22 protein-coding genes and 1 tRNA gene are annotated in these 26,584 nt (G+C 61.9%); all 23 read right to left on the bottom strand.

All coding sequences use genetic code 11. The features are described 5' to 3' along the window. Positions 1-2 precede the first annotated feature (2 nt). The 23 genes from O0880_RS21430 to O0880_RS21320 all read right to left on the bottom strand — a co-directional run bounded on the left by O0880_RS21430 (position 3) and on the right by O0880_RS21320 (position 26,575). Positions 3-1,256 (bottom strand): glycosyltransferase family 4 protein, encoded by a 1,254-nt coding sequence (locus O0880_RS21430; RefSeq protein WP_289888659.1) that lies wholly within the window; start codon positions 1,254-1,256, stop codon positions 3-5. 144 nt (positions 1,257-1,400) lie between these two features. Further along, a complete protein-coding gene (locus O0880_RS21425) occupies positions 1,401-3,638 on the bottom strand; it encodes a heparinase II/III family protein (protein WP_289888658.1) in 2,238 nt (745 codons plus the stop codon). Between the two features lie 181 nt (positions 3,639-3,819). Further along, positions 3,820-4,758: a glycosyltransferase family A protein gene (locus tag O0880_RS21420; RefSeq protein WP_289888728.1), complete on the bottom strand. Its 939-nt coding sequence runs from the start codon at positions 4,756-4,758 to the stop codon at positions 3,820-3,822. Continuing rightward, positions 4,758-6,191, bottom strand: coding sequence for an O-antigen ligase family protein (locus O0880_RS21415; protein ID WP_289888657.1), 1,434 nt, complete (start codon positions 6,189-6,191; stop codon positions 4,758-4,760). Before O0880_RS21415 ends, O0880_RS21420 begins: the two co-directional genes overlap by 1 nt. Before the next feature lie 10 nt (positions 6,192-6,201). After that, positions 6,202-7,710, bottom strand: coding sequence for a lipopolysaccharide biosynthesis protein (locus O0880_RS21410; RefSeq protein ID WP_289888656.1), 1,509 nt, complete (start codon positions 7,708-7,710; stop codon positions 6,202-6,204). Positions 7,711-7,824: 114 nt separating this feature from the next. After that, positions 7,825-8,520 carry an exosortase-associated protein EpsI, B-type gene (gene epsI / locus O0880_RS21405; protein ID WP_289888655.1) on the bottom strand — a complete coding sequence of 232 codons (696 nt, stop codon included), beginning with the start codon at positions 8,518-8,520 and terminating at the stop codon, positions 7,825-7,827. Further along, on the bottom strand, positions 8,517-9,422 hold the full coding sequence (gene xrtB, locus O0880_RS21400; protein ID WP_289888653.1) for an exosortase B: 906 nt from the start codon (positions 9,420-9,422) through the stop codon (positions 8,517-8,519). Before xrtB ends, epsI begins: the two co-directional genes overlap by 4 nt. After that, positions 9,423-10,298 carry a chain length determinant protein tyrosine kinase EpsG gene (gene epsG, locus O0880_RS21395; protein ID WP_086138834.1) on the bottom strand — a complete coding sequence of 292 codons (876 nt, stop codon included), beginning with the start codon at positions 10,296-10,298 and terminating at the stop codon, positions 9,423-9,425. Positions 10,299-10,312: 14 nt separating this feature from the next. Next, on the bottom strand, positions 10,313-11,728 hold the full coding sequence (epsF, locus tag O0880_RS21390; protein WP_071324845.1) for a chain length determinant protein EpsF: 1,416 nt from the start codon (positions 11,726-11,728) through the stop codon (positions 10,313-10,315). Between the two features lie 62 nt (positions 11,729-11,790). After that, positions 11,791-12,579 (bottom strand): polysaccharide export protein EpsE, encoded by a 789-nt coding sequence (gene epsE / locus O0880_RS21385; protein WP_071324846.1) that lies wholly within the window; start codon positions 12,577-12,579, stop codon positions 11,791-11,793. Between the two features lie 46 nt (positions 12,580-12,625). Then, positions 12,626-13,618, bottom strand: coding sequence for an EpsD family peptidyl-prolyl cis-trans isomerase (locus tag O0880_RS21380; protein WP_354669903.1), 993 nt, complete (start codon positions 13,616-13,618; stop codon positions 12,626-12,628). Between the two features lie 653 nt (positions 13,619-14,271). Continuing rightward, positions 14,272-15,654 carry an undecaprenyl-phosphate glucose phosphotransferase gene (locus tag O0880_RS21375; RefSeq protein WP_071324847.1) on the bottom strand — a complete coding sequence of 461 codons (1,383 nt, stop codon included), beginning with the start codon at positions 15,652-15,654 and terminating at the stop codon, positions 14,272-14,274. A gap of 8 nt (positions 15,655-15,662) precedes the next feature. After that, positions 15,663-16,856, bottom strand: coding sequence for an XrtB/PEP-CTERM-associated polysaccharide biosynthesis outer membrane protein EpsL (gene epsL, locus O0880_RS21370; protein WP_289888652.1), 1,194 nt, complete (start codon positions 16,854-16,856; stop codon positions 15,663-15,665). A gap of 105 nt (positions 16,857-16,961) precedes the next feature. After that, positions 16,962-17,624 carry a CAAX prenyl protease-related protein gene (locus O0880_RS21365; protein WP_289888651.1) on the bottom strand — a complete coding sequence of 221 codons (663 nt, stop codon included), beginning with the start codon at positions 17,622-17,624 and terminating at the stop codon, positions 16,962-16,964. Between the two features lie 176 nt (positions 17,625-17,800). After that, positions 17,801-19,693, bottom strand: a complete 1,893-nt coding sequence (locus O0880_RS21360) for an ATP-binding cassette domain-containing protein (RefSeq protein WP_289888650.1) — start codon at positions 19,691-19,693, stop codon at positions 17,801-17,803. 171 nt (positions 19,694-19,864) lie between these two features. Then, positions 19,865-19,939: transfer RNA gene (locus O0880_RS21355), tRNA-Arg, on the bottom strand. A 96-nt stretch (positions 19,940-20,035) separates the two neighbouring features. Next, positions 20,036-21,058 (bottom strand): hypothetical protein, encoded by a 1,023-nt coding sequence (locus tag O0880_RS21350; protein WP_289888649.1) that lies wholly within the window; start codon positions 21,056-21,058, stop codon positions 20,036-20,038. A 6-nt stretch (positions 21,059-21,064) separates the two neighbouring features. Then, positions 21,065-22,537 carry an MBOAT family O-acyltransferase gene (locus O0880_RS21345; RefSeq protein ID WP_289888648.1) on the bottom strand — a complete coding sequence of 491 codons (1,473 nt, stop codon included), beginning with the start codon at positions 22,535-22,537 and terminating at the stop codon, positions 21,065-21,067. 198 nt (positions 22,538-22,735) lie between these two features. Then, a complete protein-coding gene (locus O0880_RS21340) occupies positions 22,736-23,479 on the bottom strand; it encodes a PEP_CTERM-anchored TLD domain-containing protein (protein WP_289888646.1) in 744 nt (247 codons plus the stop codon). Positions 23,480-23,601: 122 nt separating this feature from the next. Continuing rightward, positions 23,602-23,994, bottom strand: a complete 393-nt coding sequence (locus O0880_RS21335; RefSeq protein ID WP_071324853.1) for a RidA family protein — start codon at positions 23,992-23,994, stop codon at positions 23,602-23,604. 17 nt (positions 23,995-24,011) lie between these two features. Next, a complete protein-coding gene (locus O0880_RS21330) occupies positions 24,012-25,172 on the bottom strand; it encodes an acyl-CoA dehydrogenase family protein (protein ID WP_289888644.1) in 1,161 nt (386 codons plus the stop codon). Positions 25,173-25,174: 2 nt separating this feature from the next. Then, a complete protein-coding gene (locus tag O0880_RS21325; protein WP_289888643.1) occupies positions 25,175-26,029 on the bottom strand; it encodes an enoyl-CoA hydratase family protein in 855 nt (284 codons plus the stop codon). Between the two features lie 21 nt (positions 26,030-26,050). Continuing rightward, positions 26,051-26,575, bottom strand: coding sequence for a MarR family transcriptional regulator (locus O0880_RS21320; protein WP_071326639.1), 525 nt, complete (start codon positions 26,573-26,575; stop codon positions 26,051-26,053). Positions 26,576-26,584: the final 9 nt, after the last annotated feature.

The following is a 26,584-nucleotide window of genomic DNA, read 5'->3' as shown; positions in this document are numbered from 1 at the left end:
GCCTAGCGCCGCAGCAGGCGGCGGTACTGTGCGGCAACGGCCGCCGCGATCACGCGATAACTGCGCGCCGCTTCGATATACGCCGGGCCGCTGGCCGCGCGGGCACGCGCCGCCGCCGGATCGGCCAGGATGTCGAGCAATCCCTGCGCCATCGCCGGTGTCGAGCTGTCGACCAGCCAACCGGCGCCACTTTCCTTGAGGACGCGCACCTGGTCCGGATTGTCATTGGCCACCACGGGCATGCCCAGCGCCAGGTATTCCAGCACCTTGGTAGGCGAACAGGTGTCATGGATCATGCCACGGGGAAAATAGGAGACGGCGGCATCGGCGCTGGCCAGCAAGGCCCAGGCTTGCCGCGATGGCAGCCAGCCGGTAATGCGCACGGCGGCGCCCAGGCCGGAAGCGTCCACCCGCGCCTGCAGCGCCGCCGTCTCCGCCGGCGAGCCGGCGCTGCCGATCAGCAACAGGCGCGCATCAGGATGACTGGCGCGCACGCTGGCCAGCGCCTCGACCATGCGTTCAATCTGGCGACTGGGATCGAGCGTTCCCAGATAGGCGATCAACGGCCCATGCTGCCAACCGTCAGGGCGCTGCGCCTGCACCGGGGCAGCCGCGAGCGCCTGCGTATCGACGCCCATGGGGACGGCGCTCAGGCGCGACTTCGGCACGCCTTTCTCCAGCATCATCTCCAGCATGGCCGCGCTTTGCACGAAGACATGTTGCGCCCCCGGTAACACGACGCGGTACAGCAGGCGCTCTTCCAACAAACCTTTGAACAATATCAAGCGGTTGCGCAAGCCGCCATGCGCCGCCAATTGTGCCCGCGCACGGGCAATGCGCGCCTCGCACATGAGGAAGGAAACCCAAAAGACAAAGGGGATGCCCTTGATGCGGGCAATGACGAGTGCCAGCAAGCCGATCGACACCATGTCGCGCACCTGGATGACGTCGCAGTTCGCGCGGTTCGCCTTGAGCAAGGCCCGCAGGCAGGTGAACAAAAAAGCCCCTTCCCGCCGCAGGCGTCCGCCCTGCGCGCTACTCGTCCTGACGCGCGCGAATCGGACCCCGTCGCCGCGGTCCGGCAAGGCGCCCAGCACGGGCTTGCCGACCAGGTCGCATTCGATGCCATGGCGCGGCAGGTAATCGCCAAACAGGGTCGTGACGTCGACGCGGAACGTGGGCAAGGCTTCGGGAACCAATTGCAAGAGACGCAGCGTCGAAGCACTGTCCTGGGCTGCAGCTACCGGTGTACTCATCAAGTGAACCTCTTCATAACATCAATGCATTTATTGCAATAATACCATGATTGACCGATTTTCCTGCTGGCGCCGCCATGGGCAGGGCGTAAAAAAAGCCGCCTGCCTTGACGGCAAGCGGCTTGCTGGACGCGCCGGTCCGGTTTAGTTGGCGATGGTGATTTTCTGCGTGCCGACCGTCAATTGCCTGCCAGTCGCCGTTGCGGTGATGCTCACGGGCAGGTTCTTGCACCCGACGTCGAGCAAGACGAGGAATTCGGCACTGCTGGCCTTGGTCGTGCGCACCAGCGCGCCGTGCTCTTCGTAGCTGCCCGCCTTCGGTGGCGGCCCCGTGCGTTTCTCATAGCGCACGCCCGGATCGGCTATCGGCTTGATGCATACCGAGCGGCCCTGGTTGACGATGGAGATATTGCCGCTGCCATCGACCAAGATGGGTGCCGCCGCATGCAGATTCCATTCGAAGCTGCGCTGGGCAGGCGCAGCCAGTTTGTCGCGCACGACGATGGCGTCGCTGTCGCGCAAGTACCACAATTGCCGTACCGCCAGGCTCAGCGCGCCGCCATAGGCGGGGGTCGCATTGCCTTCCACGTAGTCCACCGACGGTGTCGTGGAAAAAGCCGTGATGGCGCCGTTGCGCACCAGGGTTTCGCGGTAGCCGTCCACCATCTGGCCGACGCCGCCATCGAAGGTGATCGCATTGGCCGCCTTCGACTGGCGATACCACGTCGTGTGCATGGGCGAACCGAACCAGTCATACCAGCCCGTCTGGATCAGCAGGGGAACGTTGGCGCTCGTCAGGACGAAGGCATTCTGGTTGCCGTGGCTGTGCGAGAACGAACCATAGGGCGTGGATTTGAAGTACACGGAAGTGCGTTTCAAATCAGCAAGATTGCTGTGCATCGCGCTCCAGCCGATGCTGGGGAACAGGGCGCCATTGGCTGGCGGACGCGGCGTTTCCGTCACGGTCGATACCGGCAGCGGATATGGCGCTTGCAGCAAGGTCAGCATATCCTCGTTCACCGTGAGGTTCTTGACGTACCAGGCCGCTTCCGGCGTGGCGAAGCGCGACACATAGGCCTTCAGCAAACGGTACACCGGCTCGATCTCCTGGGCATCGCCAAACATATGCGTCTTGGCGCCAGGCGGAACAAATTCCATGAAGAAACGTGCCAACCCTGCGGACCACGGCTTGGCAAACAAGTCGATGCCGCTGGCCTGCAGCAAGGGCTGCCAAATCTGCAAGGCATTATCCGCGCTGAACTCCGCGTAGGCCGTGCCTTCCGAGAAGCCGCCTTCCGGGCCGCTCCACACCATCAAGGAGCCCGAGAAATAACGTACGGAGAAGTCGAACCACGTGGTCGCTTCCGGGATTTCGCCCAGCACCAGCGCGGAAATGGCCGCCAGGAAGCCGATATTGGTGGCCGTGAACGCATCGTAAGGCTTCTGTTCGATCCCACCATTGCTGGTCAGCAGTTCCTGGTAGATCACGGCGGTACGCGTCTTGACCGTCGCCATCCAGGCGGCACGCCGCGTCGCGTCCAGGTTGGAACCGAGGCCGTCAAGCGCCTTGCTCAACGCCAGGGAAATGGAGCGGCTGCCCTGCGCCTGGTTGACGTAGCTGGTCGGGCCATTCGGATTGAGTGCTGCCAGGGCATCGCCGCGCCGCAAGGCCTCCGTCAGGAAGCGCTGCTCGCCCGTCAGGCGGAACATCAGCGCGGACGCCTCGAGCTGGCGGCTGTTCAAGAGGATCGAGCTGCGAACCGACGTCATCTGCGCCGCGTAGGCGGCAGTCATGACGCTGCTGGCAACCAGGGGCCAGTTGGCATCGGCCGGCACCGCGACATTGGCCGTTTGCAGGACCACCTCATTGCTCATCCCCTGCAATGCCGCCCCCCGCTCCGCCTTCATGGCAGCGGTCCAGGCGCTCGCTGCCGGCAAGCTGGCAGGCAAGCCACGCGGGCGCGGACGCTTCAGTATATTGGCACGCAAGACATCATTGGACGGCAAAAGAAATTGCTTGGAGCTGCCAGCGATCTCGAAGGCGCGGTCATCCGACCATGCCGAGCTGTTGGTGGGGCGCACGCGCCAGGTATAGCTGCCCACTGGAAGCGGCTCGCTGGGCAGATACCAGTTGCGGCTGCTCGTGTAGGTGCGCACCACGGTGGTGCCGGTGCGGATCTCGAGCGTATAGGATGTGGTGTTTGCCGCGTAGGGCGCCCACGTAAACGTTGGCGGGTTCTGCACCTGCAGCTGGCGGTTCGTCGGCATCGCCTTCACGACCAGCGCGTCCGCCGACTGGGCCCAGTCGGCATGCGCATAATGACTATAAGGGAACAGCAGCCAAGCGGCACTGCACAGCAAGGTACGTTTAGCGGCTTTCATGCTTGTAGCCTCCATGAGAATAGGATGACATCTTTTCTGGGGCAGCTTCATGTTTGCATAATCGCCTTCCCTCAAGACGGAGCGGCGCGCCCGCAGCAGGCAGGTCTCGCGGATGGCAAGACCTCGTGGCAGGCTGGGCACTAAGACCATTATACCGAAAGTACTTTCGGTTACTATGACTTTAGTTGCTCCGCTTCAATTCTCGCCACAATTCCCACCGTTTCAGCAAGGAAGCGTTGCCAACAGTACACATGACAAAAGTCACCAGCCAGCGCATCGACAGGCCGCCGCGCAGCGCCCTGCGCAACTCGGCCAGCGCGTCGCCACGGCGCCCATCCTGCAAGGCATAGCGCGCCACCTTGATGCGCGCGTCGGCAACGATGCTCAGGGCGGCCGGACGCGATGGATCACCGGCGGGCAAGCGCATGGCACGCTGCTCCAGCCGGGCAAATACCTGCGGCAAGGTGCGTAAATCATGGACGGTACACAGGCTGCCAGCCACATCCGTGCGATACGCCACCAGCCTGGCGGGCGTGAAGACCAGCTGCAGGCGCTCGGCCAGGCGGAACCATAAATCCTGGTCCTCGCCAAACTGGTCGCCTTCGGGAAAACATTGCGGCATCGACATTAAATGGCGGCGCGGCACGGCAATCGAGTTGGTGCAATAGAACACCCCGTGGGCCGCCCGGTAGGCATAAAAATTGGCGATCGGCGCAAAATGCGCATCGGCCGCCTGGTCGAGCCGTCCATCGGATGGATCGTTCATGCATAGAAATGATGTGGAAAAGAAACTGCTTTCCGGATACTTTTGGTACATAGAAACAATTATTGCCAGGAAATCCATGGCATACCAGTCATCGGCATCGAGGAAGCACACCAGCTCCCCGCGCGCCGCCGCGATGCCCGCATTGCGCGCGCGCGACACGCCGCCATTGGCTTGCCGGATCAGGCGTATGCGCGGATCGGCCAGGGCTTCCACCAATGCGGCGCCGCCATCGCGCGAGCCGTCATCGACGACGACGATTTCAAAGTCCTGGTGGCTTTGCGACATCACCGAATCGATGGCCGAAACGATATATTGTTCCTTGTTATACAGCGGGATAATGACAGAGCACAACATCAAGACAAATTCCCTTCCATCATATTGCGCCGCGCCAAGGCTTTCTCGCGCCGCTGCTGTGCCGCCGGCACATAGTAGCGGACGAGCACGGCCAGTTGCAGCATATGTATCGGCAAGTCAGGACTCATGCTGGCCAGCGACAGGGGCACTTCACTGATCGACTTGCAAATGAGCAGGATAAACAGCGCCAGCGACAATCCCTGGCTGGCGCGGACGGTATTGGCGACGAAATAGGCGATCACCAGCGTGTAGAACAGCAGGCCGAACGCCCCGACGCTGCCTGCGCTCGACAGGCTCTGGAAGAACTGGCTATGCGCATGGGTGGCGAACGGCATGCCGATACTGTTGCGGAAAGCCTCATCGAAGATATTCAGTCCATAGCCAAACACGGGATTCTTGCGCCACTCTTCGACGGCGATCTGCCAGATCTGGTCGCGCCCCATGAAGGTCATCAGCTCGGCGCCATCGCGGGTGGTAAAGAAACGCGCAATCTTGTCGCCACCGCCGCCAAACATGAAAATCAGGCACAGCATGACGCCGCCAAACATTATCATCAGCACCAGCAGCACGGGCAGATGGGGGCGCCGGAAATCCTGGATGCGGGCGTTGATTTCATCGCGGCGGCTATACCAGGCCAGCACCACCACCGACAGGACAAACGCGATCCAGCTGGTTTTCGACTGCGTCAGCACCAGGCTGATGCCGCCCAGTATCCAGCCAAAACGCATCAGCCAGGCATTCTTGAAAGGCCGGTACCACAGGCACAGCATGAACAGCACGCACAATGGCCCCAGGCTGTTGGCATGGCTGGTCAGCCCCGCATAACGGAATTTCAGGCCGGGCACCAGGCCGTGGTAGTTCGTGCTCATCACCAGGCCGTGCTTCCAGACGATGCAGACGGCGCTGGCAGTGAGCAGCGCCAGCAGGGAATTGCGCAGCACGACCGTCATGGCGTCCACGTCGGCCTTGGTATTGGCCATCAGGGCCGCCTGGCAAGCCAGCAGCGCATACAGGAATTCATGGGAAAAATACGGATACAGACCGAACAGCGCGGGCGCCAAGGTATTGCTCGCGTAAAAAACCCAGAAGGCGAACAGCAGCATGCCGGGCATGCGTTTGTGCTCGCTTCCAGCGTTCAGCACGTAGCGCAAGATGCGCTCGCCGCACGAAAAGATCAGAAATACCGAGCTCAGGCGTCCCAACCAGGAAACGATGGCACTCTTGTTGATGACCAGGGCCATGACATCATCGGGAAAAGCCAGGTCGCGGCCCGACAGGAAGATGGTCAGGGCATAGGTCAGGAAAATCGGGTACGCAATATATTGCATCAACCCCAATTCACGCTTGTGTCCCCAGTGGGCACTCAAGGCCATGCCCGCCACGACCACGATTGCGGCGATCAACACCACCAAGCCGACGATAAATTCAATCATATCAATCTCATCATACTGAACATTTACTACGAAGATAAACACCGACCCGTGCCGGCACCGGCGGACTGAAGCGTCCAAGCAGGTCGACGATGCGCCGTCCCAGCAATTGTGGATGAAGCAAGCCGGCCAGCAGGCACAGGCCGCCGCCGCCTAGCGAGCCGAGCAACAAGGCAGGCAGGGGCCCGTGGCCGAGCGCATGCCCCAGCAGCGAACCGCCATGCGCGCCTGCCGCCGCCAGCAGCATCAGCACGACGGAGCGCCAGGCGCTGGGCCACAGGTCGATAATGCCCAGCTGCAAGCGCCGGCACGCCGTCACGCCGATCACCAGCGCGCGCGCCAGCAAGGTGGCGGACGCGATGGCGGCCACCACCACCACGCCCAGGCTGGAAAACTGCCAGAGTGCGATACCCGCCAGCACGATCAGCGGCATCTGCAGCAGTGCTTCCAGGTGCTTGCCGCCTGTATTCCACAGTATGGGCGTCGACATGCCCCACGTGACATAGGCGGGCATGCCCAGTGCCAGCACCGTCAGCACGCGGCTCGATTCGCGCCAGGCATCGCCATACAGGGTGGCGATCAGGTCGCCGGCAAGGCAGGCCAGCACCACGAAGATGGGGCCGATGACGATCCAGGTGCCGGCGATGACGGACAGGTAGGCCTGCCGCAAGCCCGCCACGTCGTCCTGCAGGCGCGCGCCGGCCGCCAGGAAGGCCGGCTGCAAGGCGCTGAGGAACAGCGAATTGGGCGTGTTGGCCAGGTTGTAGCCCACCGCATACACGCCGACGGCGTGGGCATTCAGGATGCGGCCCAGGAAAACCCGGTCCAGGTTGTTCAAGAACCAGTTGCTCAGGTTGGTGACGAAGACGGTGCCGCCCGTATGCGTCGAGCGGCGCGCGCCCGCATACCACAGCAGCGGACGCAAGGAATGGGGGTGGCGGCAATACGTCAGCAACAGCAGGCTCAACGCCTGCACCAGCCAGGCGCTGACGAGGGTCCAGACGCCCGCGCCGAGCAGGGCCAGCGGAATGCCCACGCACAGGTAGCCCAGCACATAGCTGAGAATCTGCGCGATATTGAGCCAGCGGAAATTCAGCTGGCGGCGCAGCAGGTTGCTGCTGGGCGCCGTCATCGCGCTCAGCAGGCATGTCAGGCTCAGCCAGCAAACGATGGGCACCAGCCGCGGCTCCTTGAAGTAGGCGGCGATCCACGGCGCCAGCAGGTACAGGCCCAGCATGGCGGCCGCGCCGGACAGGCATTGCCACGTGAAGGCGAAGCGGATGTCGTCGTCATGCAGTTCCTGGTTTTGCACGAGGCCCCAGGCAAAGCCGAAATCGGCCAGGAAGGTACTCAGTGTCATGACCAGCAAGCCCATGGCGAACAGGCCGTAGATTTCCGGCCCCAGCAAGCGCGCCAGCACGATCTGCACGCCCATCTGCAGCACGAAGCGCGTCACCGTGCCGAGCGCTGCCCATTTGACGGCGCTTACCGCGCGCGTCTTGACGTCAGCGCTGGCGGACATGGCGCGACGCAGGACAGGATGAGGCGCACTGGCGCTGCAACGTAGGGTTAATGGCAATTCCTATCGACAAAATATCAGGGCTCCACGCGGGCCGGCAGCGCCATTGCGCTCCGCTTATCCAGGGAAGTTGCCGATGATGCGCGCGCGGTCCTGCGGCTTCATGCCCGACAACATGGCGCGCACAAAACCTTCCTGTATCGCGTAGGCGGCGCCCGTGTCGCTGTCGATGCTCGACACGCGCACCAGCATGGCATCGGGAATCGCCCCGCTCAAGCCGTAGCGCAATTCCTGCATGCGCTGATCCAGGCCCGGCGTGAGCGCCTTGTCGCCGACGGTAATCCAGTAGGTGATCGGTTCCTGGCGCGGGCCATTCGTGGCATACAAGTGTTTCACCGGCAAGGTGCCGTAATCGGTGCGCAGCTCGCTGCGGCCCGACTTCTGCACCTCGAAGCCCTGTGCGCCATAGCAGACTTCCGGCAGGTGGACGGCCATATTGCTGCTCTGGTCGCCACCATAGGCGATCGACAGCATGACGCGGTTGCCTTGCGGATCGACATAGGTGCGCGACAGGGTCTGGTTGTAGATCTTGTCCAGGCGCGCCTGGGTTTCCGGATCGACTTGCAACGGAATGATGGTCGTGTCGATGGTCCAGCCGCCGAACGCCACGGGGATGATGTCCGCGAGCTGGAACTGGCTTTTGCTGTCGGCAATCTTGACGCTCGGCGTCAAGTGCTTGGCCAGCCCGGCCGACGCCACCATCAGGATGCCGGCCAGCACGCTGACCTGGACGGAACGGTTGATCGCTTTCATGCTTGACTCCGTAAAGCTTTGCGCTCGCGCATTTTCACTATCCATTGCAGCAAGGTATCGGCGGACAGGATCAGGATCAGCGCCGTGATGAACAGCACCATGCCGGCGAAACCGTGCAGGAAGCCCTGCCCCGCCGCATCGCCGAAATAATAGGTAATCAGGGTCAGCACGATGACGCGCACGACGTTGGCCGAGAACGAGATCGGGATGATCAGGATGGCCAGGGCGATATTGCGCAGCGCCGACGTGTGGCGCACGACGTTCAGGTAGAACAGGCCCAGCGCCTCCAGCGACAGCAGGGTCTGCAAGCCGGCGCACGCATCGGCCACCATCAGCTGGTACTGGCCGATCTGCAGGATCACGCCCGTGCGGGCGATCGGATAGCCGGCAAAGAACAGCAGGTGCTCGACCACGTACGACACGGCCATCTTCATCGGCATCGTCAGCATGATCACGAGCTGGGCCGGCAAGGGCACCATGAACAGCATGAAGAAGAAGGGGAACCACAACACTTTCAGGGCACGCAAGCCCCGCTTCAGCAACAGCACGGCCGCCAGCATCCAGATGAAGGAGCCGATTTCAAAGGCGATGATATGTTGCGAACGGCCCAGCACGTACAGCACCAGGGCGATGGCCAGCACCACCCAGCCCAGCGCGGTGGGTTCGCTGCCGCGGGTCTTTTCCAGCATGCCCGGCCAGTTGCGCCAGATCAGCCACAGCGACAGGAACAGGATGATGGGACCGTGCGCCTGCTCTTCCGTGGCCCAGATGCCGGTGAACAGGCCGGCAAAGGATGGAATGTACATGGCCAGCAAGCCGATGGCCAACGGCAGCCATTCCGGCAAGTATTCCTTGCATTGCTGCAAGTTCAGGCCCGACCACCGCTTGGCTTGCGTATTCATTTAAAAGTCCACCATCACGGAACCGACCACCTTGGCGCCGCTCTGCACGATCTGCTCGGCCATGGCGTTGATGTCGCTCAACAAGGATTGATTCTTGCGTGCCACGATCAGCACGCCACCGGCGCGCGCCGCAATGGCCATCGCGTCGGAACCGAGCGCATATGCGGCCACGTCATAGATGACGATGTCGAACAGCGACTCGAGTTCCGTGTTCAGGCTGGCAAACGAGCTACGGCTGAGCAGCTCCTGCGGATTCGGCGGCAAGGTGCCCGATCCCAGCACGGACAGGTCAACGAACGATTCAACCTTCGTGATGGCGTCGAGCTGGGCGCGGCCAGCGAGCACGTCGGACAGGCCCTGGCGCGTCTGGACAGCGAAAATTTCATGCTGGCGCGGATTGCGCAAGTTGGCGTCGACCAGCAGCGTGCGTTCGCCCAGCTGCGAAAACACGACGGCCAGGTTGGCCGCAAACAGGCTGGCGCCGTCGCCGGACGCGCCGCCCAGCACCACCAGCGCCTTGTGCCCGCGGGCAAACCAGCGCAGCATGACCTGGCTGCGGATCGCGCGCAGGGTTTCCACTTGCGGGCTGAACGGTTCGTAAGCTGCCACCAGCAGCTCCGAATACTTGCCCTCGCCTTTTTGCAGGTAGGGATAATCGAACTGGCGTGCCAGCACCTGCTGGATGTCGGCTTCCGTGATCAGGCCCAGGCGCAGGGCCGCTTCGCCGAAGCGGATGCCGAGTTCCTTCTGCATGCGCAGCACGCGTTCTGCGTTCTCGGGCGTGATCTTGCCCGACTCGAGCAGCAGACCGCCAATACTGGAGTCGCCAGTACGTGGCACGGTGTTCATCGAAATGGGGAGCGCGGCTTGGTTCATCGTCATATCCATGTTTAACGTAAGCGCAGGCGGCGCGGCAGAATGCCGTTCAACACACCTTTTTTGCGCGGCGACTTGCGGGCATTCCAGTCGATGGCGCCGAAGACGGGAATCTGCAGCGTTTCTTGCAAGTCGGCTTCCGAACGCACGCGGCGATACAGCATCTCGATCACGATCGCCAGGCCCACGCCCAGCAAGGTGCCGAGGAAAATCGACAGCAAGGTATTGAGCAGCACGCGCGGACCGGCCGGGTCGATCGGCGGCACGGCAGGATTGAGCACGGAAATATCCGACTGCTCGGCCTGGCCTTCGATGCGCGTTTGCGACAGGCGCTGCGACGTCACGTCGAAGGCGCGCTGGGCGCTCTCGACATCCTTCATCAGCACGCCCATCTCGTCGCGGGTACGGTTCAGTTCCAGCACCTTGGCCTTTTGCGCCTGCAGGGCGGCGCGCACGGCGCCTTCGCGCTGCTGCAGGATCTGCGCATTATTGCCCACGCTATTCGAGGTATTGGCCAGCTGTTCGCGCAGGTCGGCGCGCAGCTTGTCAACTTCCGCCTTGGCGCTCTCGTATTGCGGGTGATTGCGGCCCAGGCGCTGGGCGATTTCCGCCAGCTTGCCTTCGGCATTGCCTAGGCCAATTTTCAGATTCTGGATCAGCGGATTGGACGACACGTCGGGCGAGGCCATGCCATTGCTGCCCTGCGCCATGCGCTGGCGCGACGACGCTTCCATCGACTGGCCCTGGGCCATGACGAGCTGCGCCGACAAGTCATTCAGGCGGTTCGACTCCACATCGAGGCGGTTGTCGACGCTGACGATGCCATTGTCCTGCTGGTATTTGGAAAGCTTGCTTTGCGCCACTTCCAGATTATCGCGCAGCAGCTTGGTCTGTTCGCTGAAATACGTCGAGACGCGGCGCATCGGATCGACCTTCAGCTGGATGCTGGTCTTCTGGTACTCGTCCGCAAAGGCATTTGCCACGGCAGCGACGAACTGCGGGTCGCTGCCCTTGAAGCTGATGTCAACCACGCTGCTTTCGCGCGATGGCACGATTTCCACCTTTTTCAGCAGCAGATCGGCCAGCCAGTCGCGCACGGTGCCGCCCTTGCCTTCCGTCGCTTCATTGAATTGCGCGATCACGGCCGGGCTTTCCGCCAGTTTCAAGTGGTCAACGACGCGCAAGGCAACGTTCTTGCTGCTGATGATGTCGATTTGCGTCGCCATGAAACCAGGCAACAACTGGCCCGGCATGGCCAGACCCGTCAGGGGATCGACACCTTTGTAGTTCAAGAGCAACGAACTTGTCGCCTTGTATGTTTTAGGCAATAGCAAACTGATCGACAACGTGCCGAGGACAGTGACCAGCAGCGTGATCAAGATCAACTTCTTGTGCGCACGCAGGATCAGTAGGAGCTGTGACAAATTCATGGGGAAACCTCAACACAGAATGAAAAACATCCGGCTTGCGCCGGAAAGATACGGACAGCGGCTTAGAACAGGCTTTCCTGCACGTACACCATATCGTCAACTTGCAGCAGGTCGTCATGCTTGGCGTTGATGATTTCCAGCTTGCCAGCCTCGTCGCGGCGCTTGATGCGAATGCCGCGTTCGGTGCCACGCTGCGTCAGACCGCCGCCGACGGACAAGGCCTGCAGCACCGTCATCGAACGCTCGAGGCGGAAGGCGCCCGGACGCTGGACTTCGCCATAGATATAGAAGCGCGGCGCGCGCTCGACGAAGATGACGTCGTTGCCGGCCACATCGAGGTCGCGGTTCAGGTCAGCCGAACGCACCATGTCGACGATGTCGATGACTTCGCGCGTCGTCTTGCCGTTGCGCTTGCGGATCAGGCTGACGGCATCGCCGCCATCCTGGCTGACGCCGCCGGCCATGGCCAGCATGTCCATCAGGCTGCGCTTGCCTTCAATCGGATAGCGCCCGGGACGGTTGACCTGGCCCAGCACCGACACTTGCTGGCTTTGCAGCTGCGTCACGATGATGTTGACCTGCGCCTTGCGCAGGAAGCCGCCGCTTTCCAGCAAGCCGCCCAGCTTTTTTTCCGCTGCCGAGACCGACAAGCCGCCCAGGGCCACATTGCCGACCAGGGGGAAGGTGATTTCGCCCGCCTCGCTGACGCGCGTTTCGAGCGCCAGGTCGGGATTGCCATAGACGGAAATTTTCAATACGTCGCCGGCGCCGAGTTGTACATCGGCAGCGCCGGCAAAACCGGCACTCAGGGCCAACAGGGTGGCCATGCACCACATCAGAAGTCGTTTCATGATTCGCTTATTCCATTGATGAGTTACTTACCTAAAATGCTGCGACTTACTTCAAGCCAGCAACGCCACGATCATTTGCTTCCGAGGAACTCTGCGCCGGTGCGGCCGGAGCCGCGGCTGCCGGCGCCGGCGCGGCAGGCGCCGCGGCACTGGCCGCTGCCGCTGCGGCGGCGGGAGCGCCATCCTTGCCCAGGTATTCGATCTTGGCGGTGGCGCGCAGACGCTTCAGTTCAGCGTCGGCGGCATCCTTGTTTTTCTTGTTGAACAAAAATTGCTCGATCTGCGGCGCGGCCTGCGCCAGCGTCACGGGATTGTCGCGGATATCGGCCAGGGAAATGAGCAGCGTGCGGTCACCCTCGCGGATGATGAACAGCTGGCCCTTCGGCATGGACAGCAATTTCGCGCTCAGCTCGGGCGCCAGGTCGGCGCTGGTGCGCGACAGCTGGGTGCGGGCAAACTTGACCTTGTGCGTCTCGAGCCAGGCCGCCACGTCGTCGAGCGTCTTGGCGCTATCCATGGCCGCCTTCAGCTGGTCGTTCATGTCGGCGCTGGCGATCACCAGTTCGCGCATGTCGAATTGCTTGCGCTCACTGAAGAATTGCGGATTCTTGTGGAAGTACTCTTCCACTTCCTGCTTGGTGGGACGGGCGATCGTGCCGATGCGCTTTTGCATGTAGGCTTGCGCGACGATCAGCGCCTTGGCGCGTTCGATCGCCTGCACCACCTTGGGATCGCGGTCCGTCTTGTCCTTGGCCGCCTCGTTCTGCAGCAACTGGCGGTCAATCAGCGATTCCAGCAACTGCTTGCTGGCCGCTTCCTGCTGCGGCGCCTGCACGTTGGCGCGCTGCATTTCCTCATTGAGCTGCAGGACGGTAATTTCCTCCCCATTCACACTCGCCAGCGCCTGGCCGGGCTTTTTTTCTTTGTTGCCACAAGCAGACAATCCTGCGACGGCCAGCACGACCAGGCCTGCGCACAGCAGACGGGAAGGCATGGCGGGCTTGCTCGAAGACACACGGGCGATTTGCGGTTGGTTCAAAATGACTCCTTCAGTTCAGGTAAGGAAATCCGCTGATAGTTTTGTGAACGTGATGATAACTCACTTAACAACAAAACATTGTCAAAAAAACAGATTTCGATTGAAATTATGGGTTGCGACCACATGATTGTCAATATTATAAATATGATACACAGTGTACTAGCTTGCTAGGAAACTATTTGCTTAAAAAACTATTAAAAGGTCTTAAAAACAACTGTTTCATTAGAAACACAAGCCTTGGATAAGATGCATCTCAGTAAATGGTTTTCACAGGGCAATATTTCTCGTGCGGAAACACGCGCTGCCGTCACGCCGCACGGCAATTGGGCACAGGCCGATGCGGGAGAGCGGCGGGGATGGGGCCGGTCCTCTTGGAGCAGCATGTTGTGCAAGGCCGCCGCGTGCGAGGCTGGCCGGGCGACACGCCGGCGCGCATGGCGCGCGGCTGGCCCGCCGCCAGGCAGCATGCCGCCGTCCACACCATGTCGCCGTGCTTGCCTCATAATCGTCTGATGGCTCGTCACATCACTGTTCAGCCAGCTCCGGGAGCCGGACATTTGAAACCTTGCATGATTGCGTCATTTTAACGCTTATTAATTCCCTGCAAAAAATATTCAAGTCCAGCCGTGCGCGTGCCGGCAACGGGCCCGCGCTCAATGCGCGTTGTCGCGCTTCAGCACCACCTTGACGGTGCGTAAAATGATCCACAAGTCGAGCCACAGCGACCAGTTGCGCAGGTAATCGAGGTCAAAATGGATGCGCGCCTCCATCTTGTCGAGTGTTTCCGTCTCCCCGCGCAAGCCATTCACCTGCGCCCAGCCGGTAATGCCCGGCTTGACCTTGTGGCGCAGCATGTAGCCCTTGATCAGCTTGCGGTACTGCTCGTTGTGCGCCACCGCGTGCGGACGCGGCCCGACTATGCTCATGCGTCCCTGCAGCACGTTAATGAACTGCGGCAACTCATCGAGCGAACTGCGGCGCAAGAAGCCGCCCACGCGCGTCACGCGCTGGTCGTTCTTGGTGGCCTGCACCACCTTGTCGCCATCCTCGCTGACCGTCATCGAACGGAATTTATAGACGATGATCTCTTCGCCATACAGGCCGTAGCGGCGCTGGCGGAAGATTACCGGCCCCTTCGACGTCGACTTGACGGCGATGGCGATGACCAGCATGACGGGCAGCAGCATGATCTGGATCAGCAAGCCCAGCACGATGTCGCTGCCCCGCTTGACCATGCTGTTAAAGCCCGTGAACGGCGATTCGCGGATGGCGATCACGGGCATGCCGCCCACATTGTCGAAGCGCGCCTGCATCAGGTCGAAGATATAGATGTCGGGCAGGAAGTACACGGAAGCCGTCGTATCCTGCAACTCATCGAGCATCTTGCGGATGCGCGGCTGAGCCGAAATGGGCTGGCTGATGAATATCATCTTGATATTGTGTTCGCGCACATAGGCGGCGATATCGGCCATTTTTCCCAGCATCGGTTCGCGCATCGTCTCGGGCCAGCGGTCATCGGTGCGGTCGTCGAAAAAGCCGCGCACGCTCATGAACAGGTTCGGATTGCGCTCCACGGTGGCGGCAAATTTCAGGCTGGCATCATTGGCGCCGATGATGACGACGGAACGCACCTCGCTGTCGCGCCCCGGATCGGCCACCATGCGGCGCGCGGCCAGATGACTGAGCAGCAGTATGAACGGGGTCAGCACGAACCAGGCCAGCACCAGCTCGCGGTCGTAATGGAATGCCAGCCCCGTCGCCGAACCGAGGAAGACGAGGATCAGGGCCGTGATGCCCCAGCTGACGAAGACATCGCGCGCATACGCCAGCATGCGGCCGCTGCGCCAGGTGCGGTAGGGGTCGACATACTGGAACACGGACGAGGAAATGAAAAACGCCAATATCATCAGTACCAGCGAATAGCCGGTAAAGGGCGAGCCCGACAAGGCGGACAACAGGTACAGCGTGCCCATGATGATCAAGGGATCAAGGATGCGCTGGAAGAACGAAATCAGGGGTATATCATTGACCGTCATAATACTCTTCAGAACTGGACACTGGCGCTAAAGGAAACGCCTTTGGCGCGGTAGCTGCCTGTATTGATAATGGGAGCGCCTTTGCGGGTATCGCGGAAGGCGTTCAGACCCAGCTGGATATTCGGCTGCGGCGCATAGGTCAGCCCCAGCGATTCGGTACGCGTCGTATCGCTGACATCGACAGGGAGCACCAGTCCGCTGGCGGCCGCGAAATCGCGCTTCTCGCGCCGCACCTGGGCATCCATGCGCACCTTGGACGTGATATCCCAGGCCGCCGCGACGCTGGCACCATTATTCAGGCTGCTTGAAATCAGCGCATTTTCCACGACGCCATACTCATGCCACAGGGAACCGGTGAAACGCACCTTGCCCAACGGCGCCCAGTTCACCACGACACGGCCGTTGGCGCCGCTCGAATCGCGCCCCGAATAGAAGGAATGGCTGCGGCGCACCCAACCGCCCAACACCTGCACCTGCGTAATCGCACTGTAGATCCAGTAAATATTCGCCTTGATCTCATCCTGGGTATAGCCATCGTCGACGCCGAACTGGCCGCCGTTGACGCGGTTCGGATAGCTGCCCTTGACATGCCGCAACTGCACACCGATACGGCTGTTGCTTGCCGGCAAATAATCGAGCCCCAGTTCCGTCGCCTTTTCCTCGCGGTTGGACACGCGCTGCGACAGCAGGTCATACGAGTAACGTTCCCGGCTGTAAGCGCCGCGTACGCGCCAGCTCGGATGAAAACGCCAGCCGCCGTCGACGTACTCGCGCTGGCGCGTCCGCAAATTGCGTTCGGTGCTCTGGAAATCGCTGAACGGCGTCAGGGTTTGCGAATACAGGGCGCCGGCATGGCCGTCAAGATGATTGCCGAGATGCCATTCAAGATCGGCCAGGAAATCCTTGCCGCTGTAGTTGAACTGGTCGAAATTCTGGAACGACACGCGCGACCACTTGGCCTGCCCCGTCAGCACTTGCCGCCCGATCGGCCGGTTGACGAGAAAACCCGCCTGTATCTGGCGCGACGTATCGGAACGGGGACCGTTGTAGCCGGGAACATTGTCGTCGAGGCGCAACAGATTGTCGTCATACGAATACGACGTCGCCAGGAACGGGAAAATGGTATCGCTGAGCGCGGCCATGGCCGACGAACTGGCCATGCCGCCGGCCACGAGCACGCAGGCGGCACGCAGGACGGACATGAGCGGCATGCCAGGCGACTGAGACGGCCGGCGACGGTGGCTTTTTGGCGGGGAATTCAACATGGGATATCGTCTTTTGAGAGAGCAAACAGTTGATTGGCAATATTACCAGTAAGTCCAGTATCCACCGGAAACAATCCAGAGACCCAGCACGCCATTCGTGACGCCGTGCGCCAGGATGGGCGACCACAATGACTGGCTGCGCATGTACAGCAGAGTATAGGCGGCACCGGCAACAATGCCCGCCAGCCACAAATTATGTTCAAAGCCAAACAACACGACGCTGATGACAAAGGCCTTGGCACTGGCCAGACGGGGCTGGAAGGCGAGAAAGTCCGGGGCGTCGATCCAGCGCAGCAGGAAGGAGCGCCAGAACAGCTCTTCCATCACGGGCACCACCAAGGCTGCTCCGGCGATGCGCAGCACGACCAGACTCCATTCGATCCGGCCCTCATTGCGGGGGTCGAAGCCATCGGCGCTGCCGACCGTCATCCAGCCCGCATCGAGGTTGATCCACAGCAAAAAAACAACAATGCCGGCCACCAGCGCCACGGCCAGCGTGCGCGCGCCCAATGGCACCCAGGCCAGTTCCGTGTAGCTGCGGCGCCAGTACAGCAGCATGCCCAGCACGACGCCGATCTTGACGGCGTACAGCCAGCGCAGATCCTGCGCGGCAAAGCCGAGCCGGCCCAGCATGTCGGCGATGAAGATGAAGGAAAGGTAGGCGAGGAATGGCGCTACCCGGGGCAAGGCGGCACGGTCAAACATGGTGCCGCGCTTCCGGGACAGGACCACGCGCCGGACGCGGTGGTCCGGAGCGCGTGTTTTTCATGACAAACATGCATCCCCCGATGTAAAAAATATAATTATATAATTATATCAAGCTGAACCGTTGCCGTGGCAAATAATCCTAACTTAATTACAACAGGAGAGGGGGAAAACTATCAAGCGTTGGCGCGCGCCTCGATCTGTTCCCATTTTTCCAGCGCTTCGAGCAGTTCGCTTTCGATCTCGGCCACGCGCGCGTTCAGGCGCTTGCCCTCGGCCGGCGTCTTCTTGTAGAAGTCGGGATGCGACAGCTCGGCGGCCAGCACCGATTGCTCGTCTTCCAGCTTGGCGATCAGCTTGGGCAATTCCTCGAGCTCACGCTGCTCCTTGTAGCTGAGCTTTTTCTGCTTGGCGGCCGGCGCGGCCGCTTCGGCCTTGACGGCGGGCTTGCTGGCCGGCGCCGTGGCGACCGGCAAGGTGCGCACGCGCTCCCAGTCCGTATAGCCGCCGACGAATTCGCGCCACTTGCCTTCGCCTTCGGCGACGATGACCTGCGTTACCACGTTATCGAGGAAGGTACGGTCATGGCTGACGAGGAAGACGGTGCCGGTGTATTCTTCCAGCAACTCTTCCAGCAATTCCAGGGTATCGATATCCAAGTCATTGGTCGGTTCATCGAGCACCAGCACGTTGGCCGGCTTGGCGAACAGGCGCGCCAGCAGCAAACGGTTGCGCTCGCCACCGGACAGCGACTTGACGGGCGAACGCGCGCGTTCCGGGGCGAACAGGAAATCGTTCAGGTAAGTCATCACGTGACGGCGCTGGCCGTTGATCTCGACCCAGTCGCTGCCCGGGGCGATGGTTTCCATCAGGTTCGCCTCTTCGTTCAGCTGCGTGCGCATCTGGTCGAAATACGCCACCTGCAGCTTGGTGCCCAGGCGGATGGTGCCCGTGTCCGACTGCTCTTCGCCGAGGATCATCTTCAGCAGGGTGGTCTTGCCGGCGCCGTTGGCACCGATCAGGCCGACCTTGTCGCCACGCAAGATGGTGGCACTGAAATCCTTGACGATGACCTTGTCGCCATAGATCTTCGAGACGTTTTCCAGGTCCGCCACGATCTTGCCCGAGCGTTCGCCGGCCGACACGTCCAGCTTTACCTGGCCCTGCTGTTCGCGACGCGCATTGCGCGTCAGGCGCAGCGCTTCCAGGCGGCGCACGCGGCCTTCGTCGCGCACGCGGCGCGCCTTGACGCCCTTGCGTATCCACACTTCTTCCTGCGCCAGGAACTTGTCGAACTTGGCGTTTTCCACTTCCTCGATTTCCAGCTGCTCGGCCTTGCGGGTCTGGTACGCCGTGAAGTTGCCCGGATACGACAGCAAGCGACCGCGGTCGAGCTCGATGATGCGCGTGGCAACGTTGTCGAGGAAGGAGCGGTCATGGGTAATGAACAGCACGCTGCCCTTGAAGTCGCGCAGCAAGCCTTCCAGCCACAGGATGGAAGTGAAATCCAGATGGTTGGTCGGCTCATCGAGCAGCAGCACGTCCGGCGCCGAGACCAGCGCGCGCGCCAGCGCGACGCGCTTCTGCATCCCGCCCGACAGGGTTTTCATCAGCATGTCGCCCGTCAGGTTCAGACGATCGAGCACGGTTTCCACCTTGTTCGGCAAGCTCCACGCATCGGCCGCATCGAGTTTGACCTGGATGTCGTGCATGCGTTCCATCAATTCATCGTCGTTGCCCTGGCCAAACTGGCCCGTCAACGCGTCGTATTCCTTCAGCCATGCCTGCGATTCGCCCATGCCGGAAGCGACGGCGTCGAACACCGACATCTCCGGATCGAATTGCGGTTCCTGCTCCACGTAGGCGATTTTGATGCCTTGCTGCATGACCAACAAGCCGTCATCGAGCTTGAACTTGCCCGAAATAACCTTCAGCAACGAGGATTTCCCCGTGCCGTTGCGGCCGATCAGACCGACCCGCTCCGAGGTTTCCAGTGAAAATTCCGCGTGATCGAGCAGCGCGACGTGACCGAACGCAAGTTGCGCCGATGAAAGAGAAATGACAGCCATAATGAGTAAGAGTGCTCGGGCGCCGTTACCTGCACACCGCATGGTGCGCAAAACAGCCGCCGATTGGATGAATGAAGCACGCATTGTACCGATAACTCGGACTTCAATCGCCATCGACCGGTAACTACGCCTGGATGATCACAGGCTGCCGACGCGCGTTGCGTGGAAACGTGGTGTCGCCAGCAGGAATCGAACCTGCATTTAAGTCTTAGGAGGACCTTGTACTATCCATTGTACGATGGCGACACGCGCAGCGGCATTATACAGGGTGGCGCGCGCCATGGACATAGCGCGCGCTGGTGCGCGATGGAAAATCCGCCTGGCGCGGTGCAGCGCTCCGCGCTATGGCTGCCGGGCCGGCAACAGCACGGGCAAGACATGCTGCGCGGCCAGGCCATGCGCCACCTTGTTCCAGTGCCCATCCATCGGCAGGAAATCGAGCCGCTCGGCGCGCTGGCGCCAATGTTCCTCGAACACGGGCTGCATGTCGACCACGACGTGGCCATGTTGCCGGGCCTGCGCCATGAACACCTGGCGGTCGTCGCCATGCCACGACGGTTTGCCTTTTTTCGGCTCGTACAAGGTGTTGCGCTCGCCATCAACGACAAAGACCACTTGCCTGTCGGCGGCGCCCGGCACCGCCTTGAGCTGTGCAAAATAGTAGGCCAGCATCTGGTCGCGCGCGGCCGGCGCGGCATCGCCGCCCCCTGGTGCGGGAGCTTCGCGCCGCAGCGACGAGATCCAGTCCGGCAGCTTCAGGTTGTAATAGGTATAGCGCACGAGGGCCGAGTGCGCGAGCCAGCGCTTGAGCTTTGATTCGACATAGTCGACGTGGACCGTTCGCACGCCATCGGGACCGGCCACGAACTGGTTGTGGCTGCGCGGCGCGGGCAACAGCAGGTTGTTCAGATTGCCCGAATCGATCAGCACGACAACGTTGCGCGGATGCAGGCGCGGCGCGTAGTGGCGCAGCATCTCGAGCGTATCGGCCAGGCCGTTGCCCGAGCTGGCGGCCGACACCACGGCGCCGCCCAGCATGCGATCCAGTTCACCCTGCAGGGTGTCCGGGTAGTCGAGCATCAGGCTTTCGACGAAGCTGTCGCCCAGCACCAGCACGGCGGCATCGGGCTTGAACTCGGCGGAATTGGCAAACCCCTGCCCGTTGGTGACGCCGCGGCGCGCATTCGACAATGCCCAGCCATGGGAATACACATACTCCTGCCGGGGCAGGTAGCGGCTGAGCGGCATGCTGGCGCTGCTTTGCTCGAGGCGCAAGCCGGACGACACCGGCAGGCACTGCAACACGGCCTCGAGCACCAGCGCCATCAGCAGCACACCGATTCCTATCGTAATGGATGAACGCATGATGATTTAAAAGTTAAAGTACAGAAATTCGGATACGCCGCGGGTCTCGCTGATCGACAGCAGGAACAGGCACAGCAACAACAAGGCGCCCAGCAACAGGTTGCCGCGCCGGCCTTCCAGGCGGCTTTCCTGCTCCAGGCGCAAGCCACGGCCCAGCAGCTCATAGGCATTCGGCAAAAAGAACGCGATCGCGGCGCAGGCGCCCAGCCACCACAGGCAGCTGCCGAGTTCCATGATGCGGTTCATGCCCAGCACGGTCTCGCGCATGGCCGGCGTCAGGGTGCCGCCCCACATCGCATGCAGCACGTCCAGCGCCACGCCCACGGACGTGGCGCGGAAGAAGACCCAGGCCACGACCACGGCCAGGAAGGTGGCGCACGCGCCGCCCAGGCGCAGCGCCCAGTTGCTGCGCCCGCCCAGCACATGGCGCAAGGCATGGTTAACGATCAGATAAATGCCATGCAACATTCCCCACAGCAAGAACGTCCAGTTGGCTCCATGCCACAGTCCGCCCAGCAGCATCGTCAGCAGCAGATTGCGGTAGCGCAGGAATGCGCTCTTGCGATTGCCGCCCAGCGGAATGTACAGGTAGTCGCGCAGGAAATTGGACAGCGTGATATGCCAGCGGCGCCAGAAGTCGATGATGGACGCCGCCTTGTATGGCGAGTTGAAATTGATGGGCAAGACGATGCCGAACATATACGACAGGCCATAGGCCATGTCGGAATATGCCGAAAAGTCGAAATACAGCTGGAAGGTATAGGCCAGCGCGCCGGCCCAGGCTTCGAGCATGCTCAGGTGCTGATGGTGCAGGTCGAAGACGGGCCCCACGAAGCGGGCCACGCCATCGGCCAGGACGACCTTCTTGAACAGGCCGATGGTAAAGAAACTCAGGCCCACCACCAGCCGTCCGCGGTGCGGGACATGCCGGGCCGGCTCCGAGAACTGCGGCATCATCTCCTTGTGATGCAGGATGGGGCCGGCAATCAGGTGCGGGAAATACGTAACGAACAAGCCGTAGCTTTCAGGCTGATAATCCTTGACCTTGCCGGCGTGGCAATCGACGAGATAGGCGATTTGCGTGAAGGTGAAGAAGGAAATGCCGATGGGCAAAGTAATCCCGATGGGCTCGATGGGCGCTCCCGTGAGCGCGGCGATATTACTCAGCAGGAAGTCAAAATACTTGAAAAACACGAGCAGGGACAGATTGAAGACGAGGCCGCCAATCAGCCACAGCTTGGCCTGGCGCAGCCTGCCCTGGCCATGGTGCAGCGAAATGCTGCGCCCGACGGCAAAGTTGGTGCAGATGGACAGGGCCAGCAAAGGCAGGAAGGTGATATCCCAGTAACAATAGAATGCCACCGAGGCCAGCAATAGAAAAATGATGGACAGGCGCAACGAATAGCGTGACAGGACAAAGTAGCCCAGCAGCGCCAGCGGCAGGAAAACGAGGAAAAATGAAAAGGTATTAAATAACACTACAAGATCCCAAGCGTGGGTGGTTGTTCATACGACAGCATCCAGCCCAGGCGACTAGCGATGAGCTGATGACCATCAAACATTTTTCCGACGATGCAGGTGCGGCGCGATGGATGCCATGCCGGACGCGGCAGGCGACATGGCGCGCCGCTCCAGCGGCACGCGCAAGCGTACCCGATATCAGCGCGACTGCCGCATTCAGGTGCGGGCGCGCAAGCTTGTCCGCTGCTGGCGCACATGCATGCCAGCCAGCAAGATCAATCCCGCCAGCAGCGCGCCATAGGTGGCCGGTTCCGGCACCGCGCTGATGGTAAACACCTGGATCGCGCCATACGTGATGTTCGGGTTCGTGAAACTGGAACCATCGATCAGGCTGATGCCGCTCGCCGGTTGCCCATGGTAATTATAGGTGTACAGGGAGGAGTAGCCGCCATGCGTCAAGTCCTGCGGCACATACAGGTCATGGCCGACGCCAAAGGTGGGGCCATAGTCGTGCTTGTTGTACGTCTGGCCGCTGCCGATGCCATCGCCGCTGAAATACTGCTTCAGTTGCGGCAGCATGAAGCCCGCCGTCAGGTTGAACAGGAAACCCGTGCGCTGGCTGTCCTCCATGGTCACATGCATGCCATCGGTGGAACTCCAGCTTTGCGGATTGTAGCCACCGACGAGCCAGGTTTGCCCCGAGGCATTCGTCGCTTCCATGATGGAAAAGGTCCGCCCCTTGCCATCGGATGCCTTGTGAAAATCGAGCGAAGTGTCGCCCGTCGCCTTGCTGTAGACATTCGTCAGCGCCAGGCGGCCCTCGCCGAGCCAGGTTTCCAGCTGCGCCTGATAGCCGGGAGAGAGTAGTGACGTACCGGATCCGGCCTGCGCACCCAGGCAAACACCCATGCCGGCCACGGCCAGCACCACGCTTCTTGCTGCTCTGAAATTATTGTGCATCCTCTACCTCGACTGTCAGTATTTAAAACCGGCGTATTTTCCGGTTGCCAAATATAACACGATAGATAATGTTTTTATATTTATTATTTAGATGCTATTACGCAATATTTCATAGCAGAAATTCAGCCCGGCACCACCGCCGTCACTTCGATCTCGACGCGCGCCCTGTCCTCGATCAGGCCGGCCACCTGCACCGCCGTCATGGCGGGGAAATGCTTGCCGATGAGCTCGCGGTAGGCGATGCCGATCTGTGGATATGCCGCCACATATTCCTGCTTGTCCAGCACATACCAGTTCATGCGCACGATATGTTCCGGCAAGGCGCCCGCCTCGGCCAGCACGGCGACGACGTTCTGCAGCGCCTGGCGCACCTGGCCCGCGAAGTCATCCGTATGGAACTGGCCCTGCGCATCCCAGCCTATCATGCCGCTCACGTACACGCTGCGTCCGCTGGCCGCCACGCCATTCGCATAGCCGCGCGGTCTTGCCCATCCGGGCGGTTGTAACACTTGCATAGGATTTTCCTCGTTGTTCATGCGTGGCCCGCCTCGCGCAGCAACTCGCGCGCGATGATCAGCTGCTGTACCTCGCTGGCCCCTTCGTAGATGCGCAGCGCGCGGATTTCCCGGTACAGGCGTTCGACCGGGTGCTCGCTGACCACACCCAGGCCGCCAAACAGCTGCACGGCCGCGTCGATCACCTGCTGCGCCGTCTCGGTGGCCGTCAGCTTGGCCATGGCCGCCTCTTTCGTCACCTTGCGGCCCTTGTCGCGCTGCCAGGCGGCGCGGTAGGTCAGCAGGGCAGCCGCGTCGATGCCGGTCGCCATCTGCGCCAGCTTGGCCTGCGTCAGCTGGAAATCGGCCAGGGTCTGGCCAAACATCTGGCGCGCCGTGGCATGGCGCAGCGCTTCGTCGAAGGCGCGCCGCGCAAAGCCCAGCGCGGCCGCGGCGACCGAGGTGCGAAACACGTCGAGCGTGGCCATCGCCACCTTGAAGCCCTGCCCCGCCTCGCCCAGGCGCTGCGACACGGGCACGCGGCAATTGGCAAAGCGCAGGCGCGCCAGCGGGTGCGGCGCGATGACGGCGATGCGCTCGGCGATCTCGAGTCCGGGATTGTCGGCGTCGACGATGAAGGCGCTGATGCCGCGCGCGCCCGGCGCCTCGCCCGTGCGCGCAAACACCACGTAAAAGTCGGCGATGCCGCCATTCGAGATCCACGTCTTTTCGCCATCGAGCACGTAATCGTCGCCGTCGCGCCGCGCCGCGCACGCCATGGCCGCCACGTCGGAACCGGCCTGCGGCTCGGACAGGGCAAACGCGGCGATGCGCTTGCCGCTGGCCACGTCCGGCAGGTAGCGCGCCTTGTTTTCCGCGCTGCCGAACAGGCCGATGGCGCCCGAACCCAGGCCCTGCATGGCGAAGGCGAAATCGGCCAGGCCATTGTGGCGCGCCAGGGTTTCGCGGATCAGGCAAATGGCGCGCGTGTCGATCTGGCCGTCCGCCCCGGTGGCATGCGCGAGCCAGCCGCCCTGCCCCAGTTGCGCCACCAGCGCGCGGCAAGCCGCATCGACATCGCCGCCGTGCGCATCGTCCAGGTGCCGCGTCGCCCAGGCATCGAGCTGGCGCTCAAGCTCGGCATGGCGCGCCTCGAAGAACGGCCAGTCCAGGTAAGTGGTATCGCGTGTCTTTTCCATGCTCAATCGCCCTCGAACTGCGGTTGTTCCTTCGCCACGAAGGCGTGATAGGCACGGTGGAAATCGTTGGTGGCCATGCAAATGGCCTGCGCCTGCGCTTCCGCCTCGATGGCTTCGTCGACGCCCATGTTCCACTCCTGCTGCAGCATTTTCTTCGTCATGCCGTGCGCGAAGGTGGGGCCGCCGGCCAGGCCGGCGGCGAACAGGCGCGCCGCCTCGAGCAATTCCTCCGGCTCGGCCAGGCGGTTGAAAAAGCCCCAGCGCTCCGCCTCGGGCCCCGCCATCGAGCGGCCCGTGTACAGCAGTTCGGCGGCGCGGCCCTGGCCGATCACGCGCGGCAGCAAGGCGCAGGCGCCCATGTCGCAGCCGGCCAGGCCGACGCGGGTAAACAGAAAGGCCGTCTTGCTGCGCGCCGTGCCGATGCGGATGTCGGAAGCCAGCGCCAGCATGGCGCCGGCGCCGGCGCAAATGCCGTCGATGGCCGCAATGACGGGCTGCGGACAGGCGCGCATGGCTTTCACCACGTCGCCCGTCATGCGCGTAAAGGCCAGCAGGCCGGGCATGTCGAGCTGCGTCAGGGGGCCGATGATGTCGTGCACGTCGCCGCCCGAACAGAAATTGCCGCCGCTGCCGGCAATCACGACGGCCTTGACGTCGTCGGCGTAGGCCAGCGCGCGGAACAGCTCGCGCAGCTCGGCGTAGGAATCGAAGGTCAGCGGATTCTTGCGCTCGGGCCGGTGCAGGGTCAAGGTGGCGACGCCGGCATCGACGCTGAACAGGAAATGCCGCGCGGCGTAGCTGGCCAGGCTGGCGCGGTTGCCAGGCAGTGCTTGCGGCTGGCCGGGAAGATGGCGCATGGTGCTTCCTTTATCGTTGGATTACTTGTCTATCGTGTCGTTCAGCTGCTGCTTCATCTGCGACAGCAGGTCGATCAGTTGCGTCTTGTCGTCCGGCGTGACGCCTTGCAGCAATTCGGCGATCCAGCCTTCGTGCACGCGCGCCATCTCGTCGAAGGCGCGCCGGCCGGCCGGCGTCAGCTTGACGCTGTACGAGCGCCGGTCCTTCGGATCGACCACGCGCACCACCAGCTTTTCCTGCTCCAGCTGGTCGGTGATGCCCGTGATATTGCCGCCGGTGACCATCATGCGCCGGGACAGCTCGCCCATGCGCAAGCCATCGGGAAAGCGCTCGAGCTGCGCCATCAAATCGAAGCGGGGCAAGGTGATGCCAAAGCTGGCGCGCAGGCGCGTGCGCACCTCGTTTTCGATTTTCACCGTGCACGACAGCATGCGCAGCCACAGCTTGAGCGACTGGTGGTGGTCCTGCGTCAGGCGGCTGGCCAGGTCCAGCACGGGTTCGGCCGCGTCGCCATCGCTTGCGGCATCAAGTTCTTTATTCATCATATCCATCTT

This window comes from Janthinobacterium sp. SUN118, from assembly GCF_030397695.1.
Classification (GTDB): Bacteria; Pseudomonadota; Gammaproteobacteria; order Burkholderiales; family Burkholderiaceae_D; genus Janthinobacterium.
Note: the sequence above shows the minus strand (reverse complement) of the source record. Positions and strands in the feature narration are given on the sequence as shown.

What these genes read in the sequence shown, in the direction of transcription:
- O0880_RS21430 (WP_289888659.1), bottom strand. Translation starts at nt 1,256, where the DNA reads ATGAGTACACCGGTAGCTGCAGCCCAGGACAGTGCTTCGACGCTGCGT.
- O0880_RS21425 (WP_289888658.1), bottom strand. Translation starts at nt 3,638, where the DNA reads ATGAAAGCCGCTAAACGTACCTTGCTGTGCAGTGCCGCTTGGCTGCTG.
- O0880_RS21420 (WP_289888728.1), bottom strand. Translation starts at nt 4,758, where the DNA reads ATGTTGTGCTCTGTCATTATCCCGCTGTATAACAAGGAACAATATATC.
- O0880_RS21415 (WP_289888657.1), bottom strand. Translation starts at nt 6,191, where the DNA reads ATGATTGAATTTATCGTCGGCTTGGTGGTGTTGATCGCCGCAATCGTG.
- O0880_RS21410 (WP_289888656.1), bottom strand. Translation starts at nt 7,710, where the DNA reads ATGTCCGCCAGCGCTGACGTCAAGACGCGCGCGGTAAGCGCCGTCAAA.
- epsI (WP_289888655.1), bottom strand. Translation starts at nt 8,520, where the DNA reads ATGAAAGCGATCAACCGTTCCGTCCAGGTCAGCGTGCTGGCCGGCATC.
- xrtB (WP_289888653.1), bottom strand. Translation starts at nt 9,422, where the DNA reads ATGAATACGCAAGCCAAGCGGTGGTCGGGCCTGAACTTGCAGCAATGC.
- epsG (WP_086138834.1), bottom strand. Translation starts at nt 10,298, where the DNA reads ATGAACCAAGCCGCGCTCCCCATTTCGATGAACACCGTGCCACGTACT.
- epsF (WP_071324845.1), bottom strand. Translation starts at nt 11,728, where the DNA reads ATGAATTTGTCACAGCTCCTACTGATCCTGCGTGCGCACAAGAAGTTG.
- epsE (WP_071324846.1), bottom strand. Translation starts at nt 12,579, where the DNA reads ATGAAACGACTTCTGATGTGGTGCATGGCCACCCTGTTGGCCCTGAGT.
- O0880_RS21375 (WP_071324847.1), bottom strand. Translation starts at nt 15,654, where the DNA reads ATGACGGTCAATGATATACCCCTGATTTCGTTCTTCCAGCGCATCCTT.
- epsL (WP_289888652.1), bottom strand. Translation starts at nt 16,856, where the DNA reads ATGTCCGTCCTGCGTGCCGCCTGCGTGCTCGTGGCCGGCGGCATGGCC.
- O0880_RS21365 (WP_289888651.1), bottom strand. Translation starts at nt 17,624, where the DNA reads ATGTTTGACCGTGCCGCCTTGCCCCGGGTAGCGCCATTCCTCGCCTAC.
- O0880_RS21360 (WP_289888650.1), bottom strand. Translation starts at nt 19,693, where the DNA reads ATGGCTGTCATTTCTCTTTCATCGGCGCAACTTGCGTTCGGTCACGTC.
- O0880_RS21350 (WP_289888649.1), bottom strand. Translation starts at nt 21,058, where the DNA reads ATGCGTTCATCCATTACGATAGGAATCGGTGTGCTGCTGATGGCGCTG.
- O0880_RS21340 (WP_289888646.1), bottom strand. Translation starts at nt 23,479, where the DNA reads ATGCACAATAATTTCAGAGCAGCAAGAAGCGTGGTGCTGGCCGTGGCC.
- O0880_RS21335 (WP_071324853.1), bottom strand. Translation starts at nt 23,994, where the DNA reads ATGCAAGTGTTACAACCGCCCGGATGGGCAAGACCGCGCGGCTATGCG.
- O0880_RS21330 (WP_289888644.1), bottom strand. Translation starts at nt 25,172, where the DNA reads ATGGAAAAGACACGCGATACCACTTACCTGGACTGGCCGTTCTTCGAG.
- O0880_RS21325 (WP_289888643.1), bottom strand. Translation starts at nt 26,029, where the DNA reads ATGCGCCATCTTCCCGGCCAGCCGCAAGCACTGCCTGGCAACCGCGCC.
- O0880_RS21320 (WP_071326639.1), bottom strand. Translation starts at nt 26,575, where the DNA reads ATGATGAATAAAGAACTTGATGCCGCAAGCGATGGCGACGCGGCCGAA.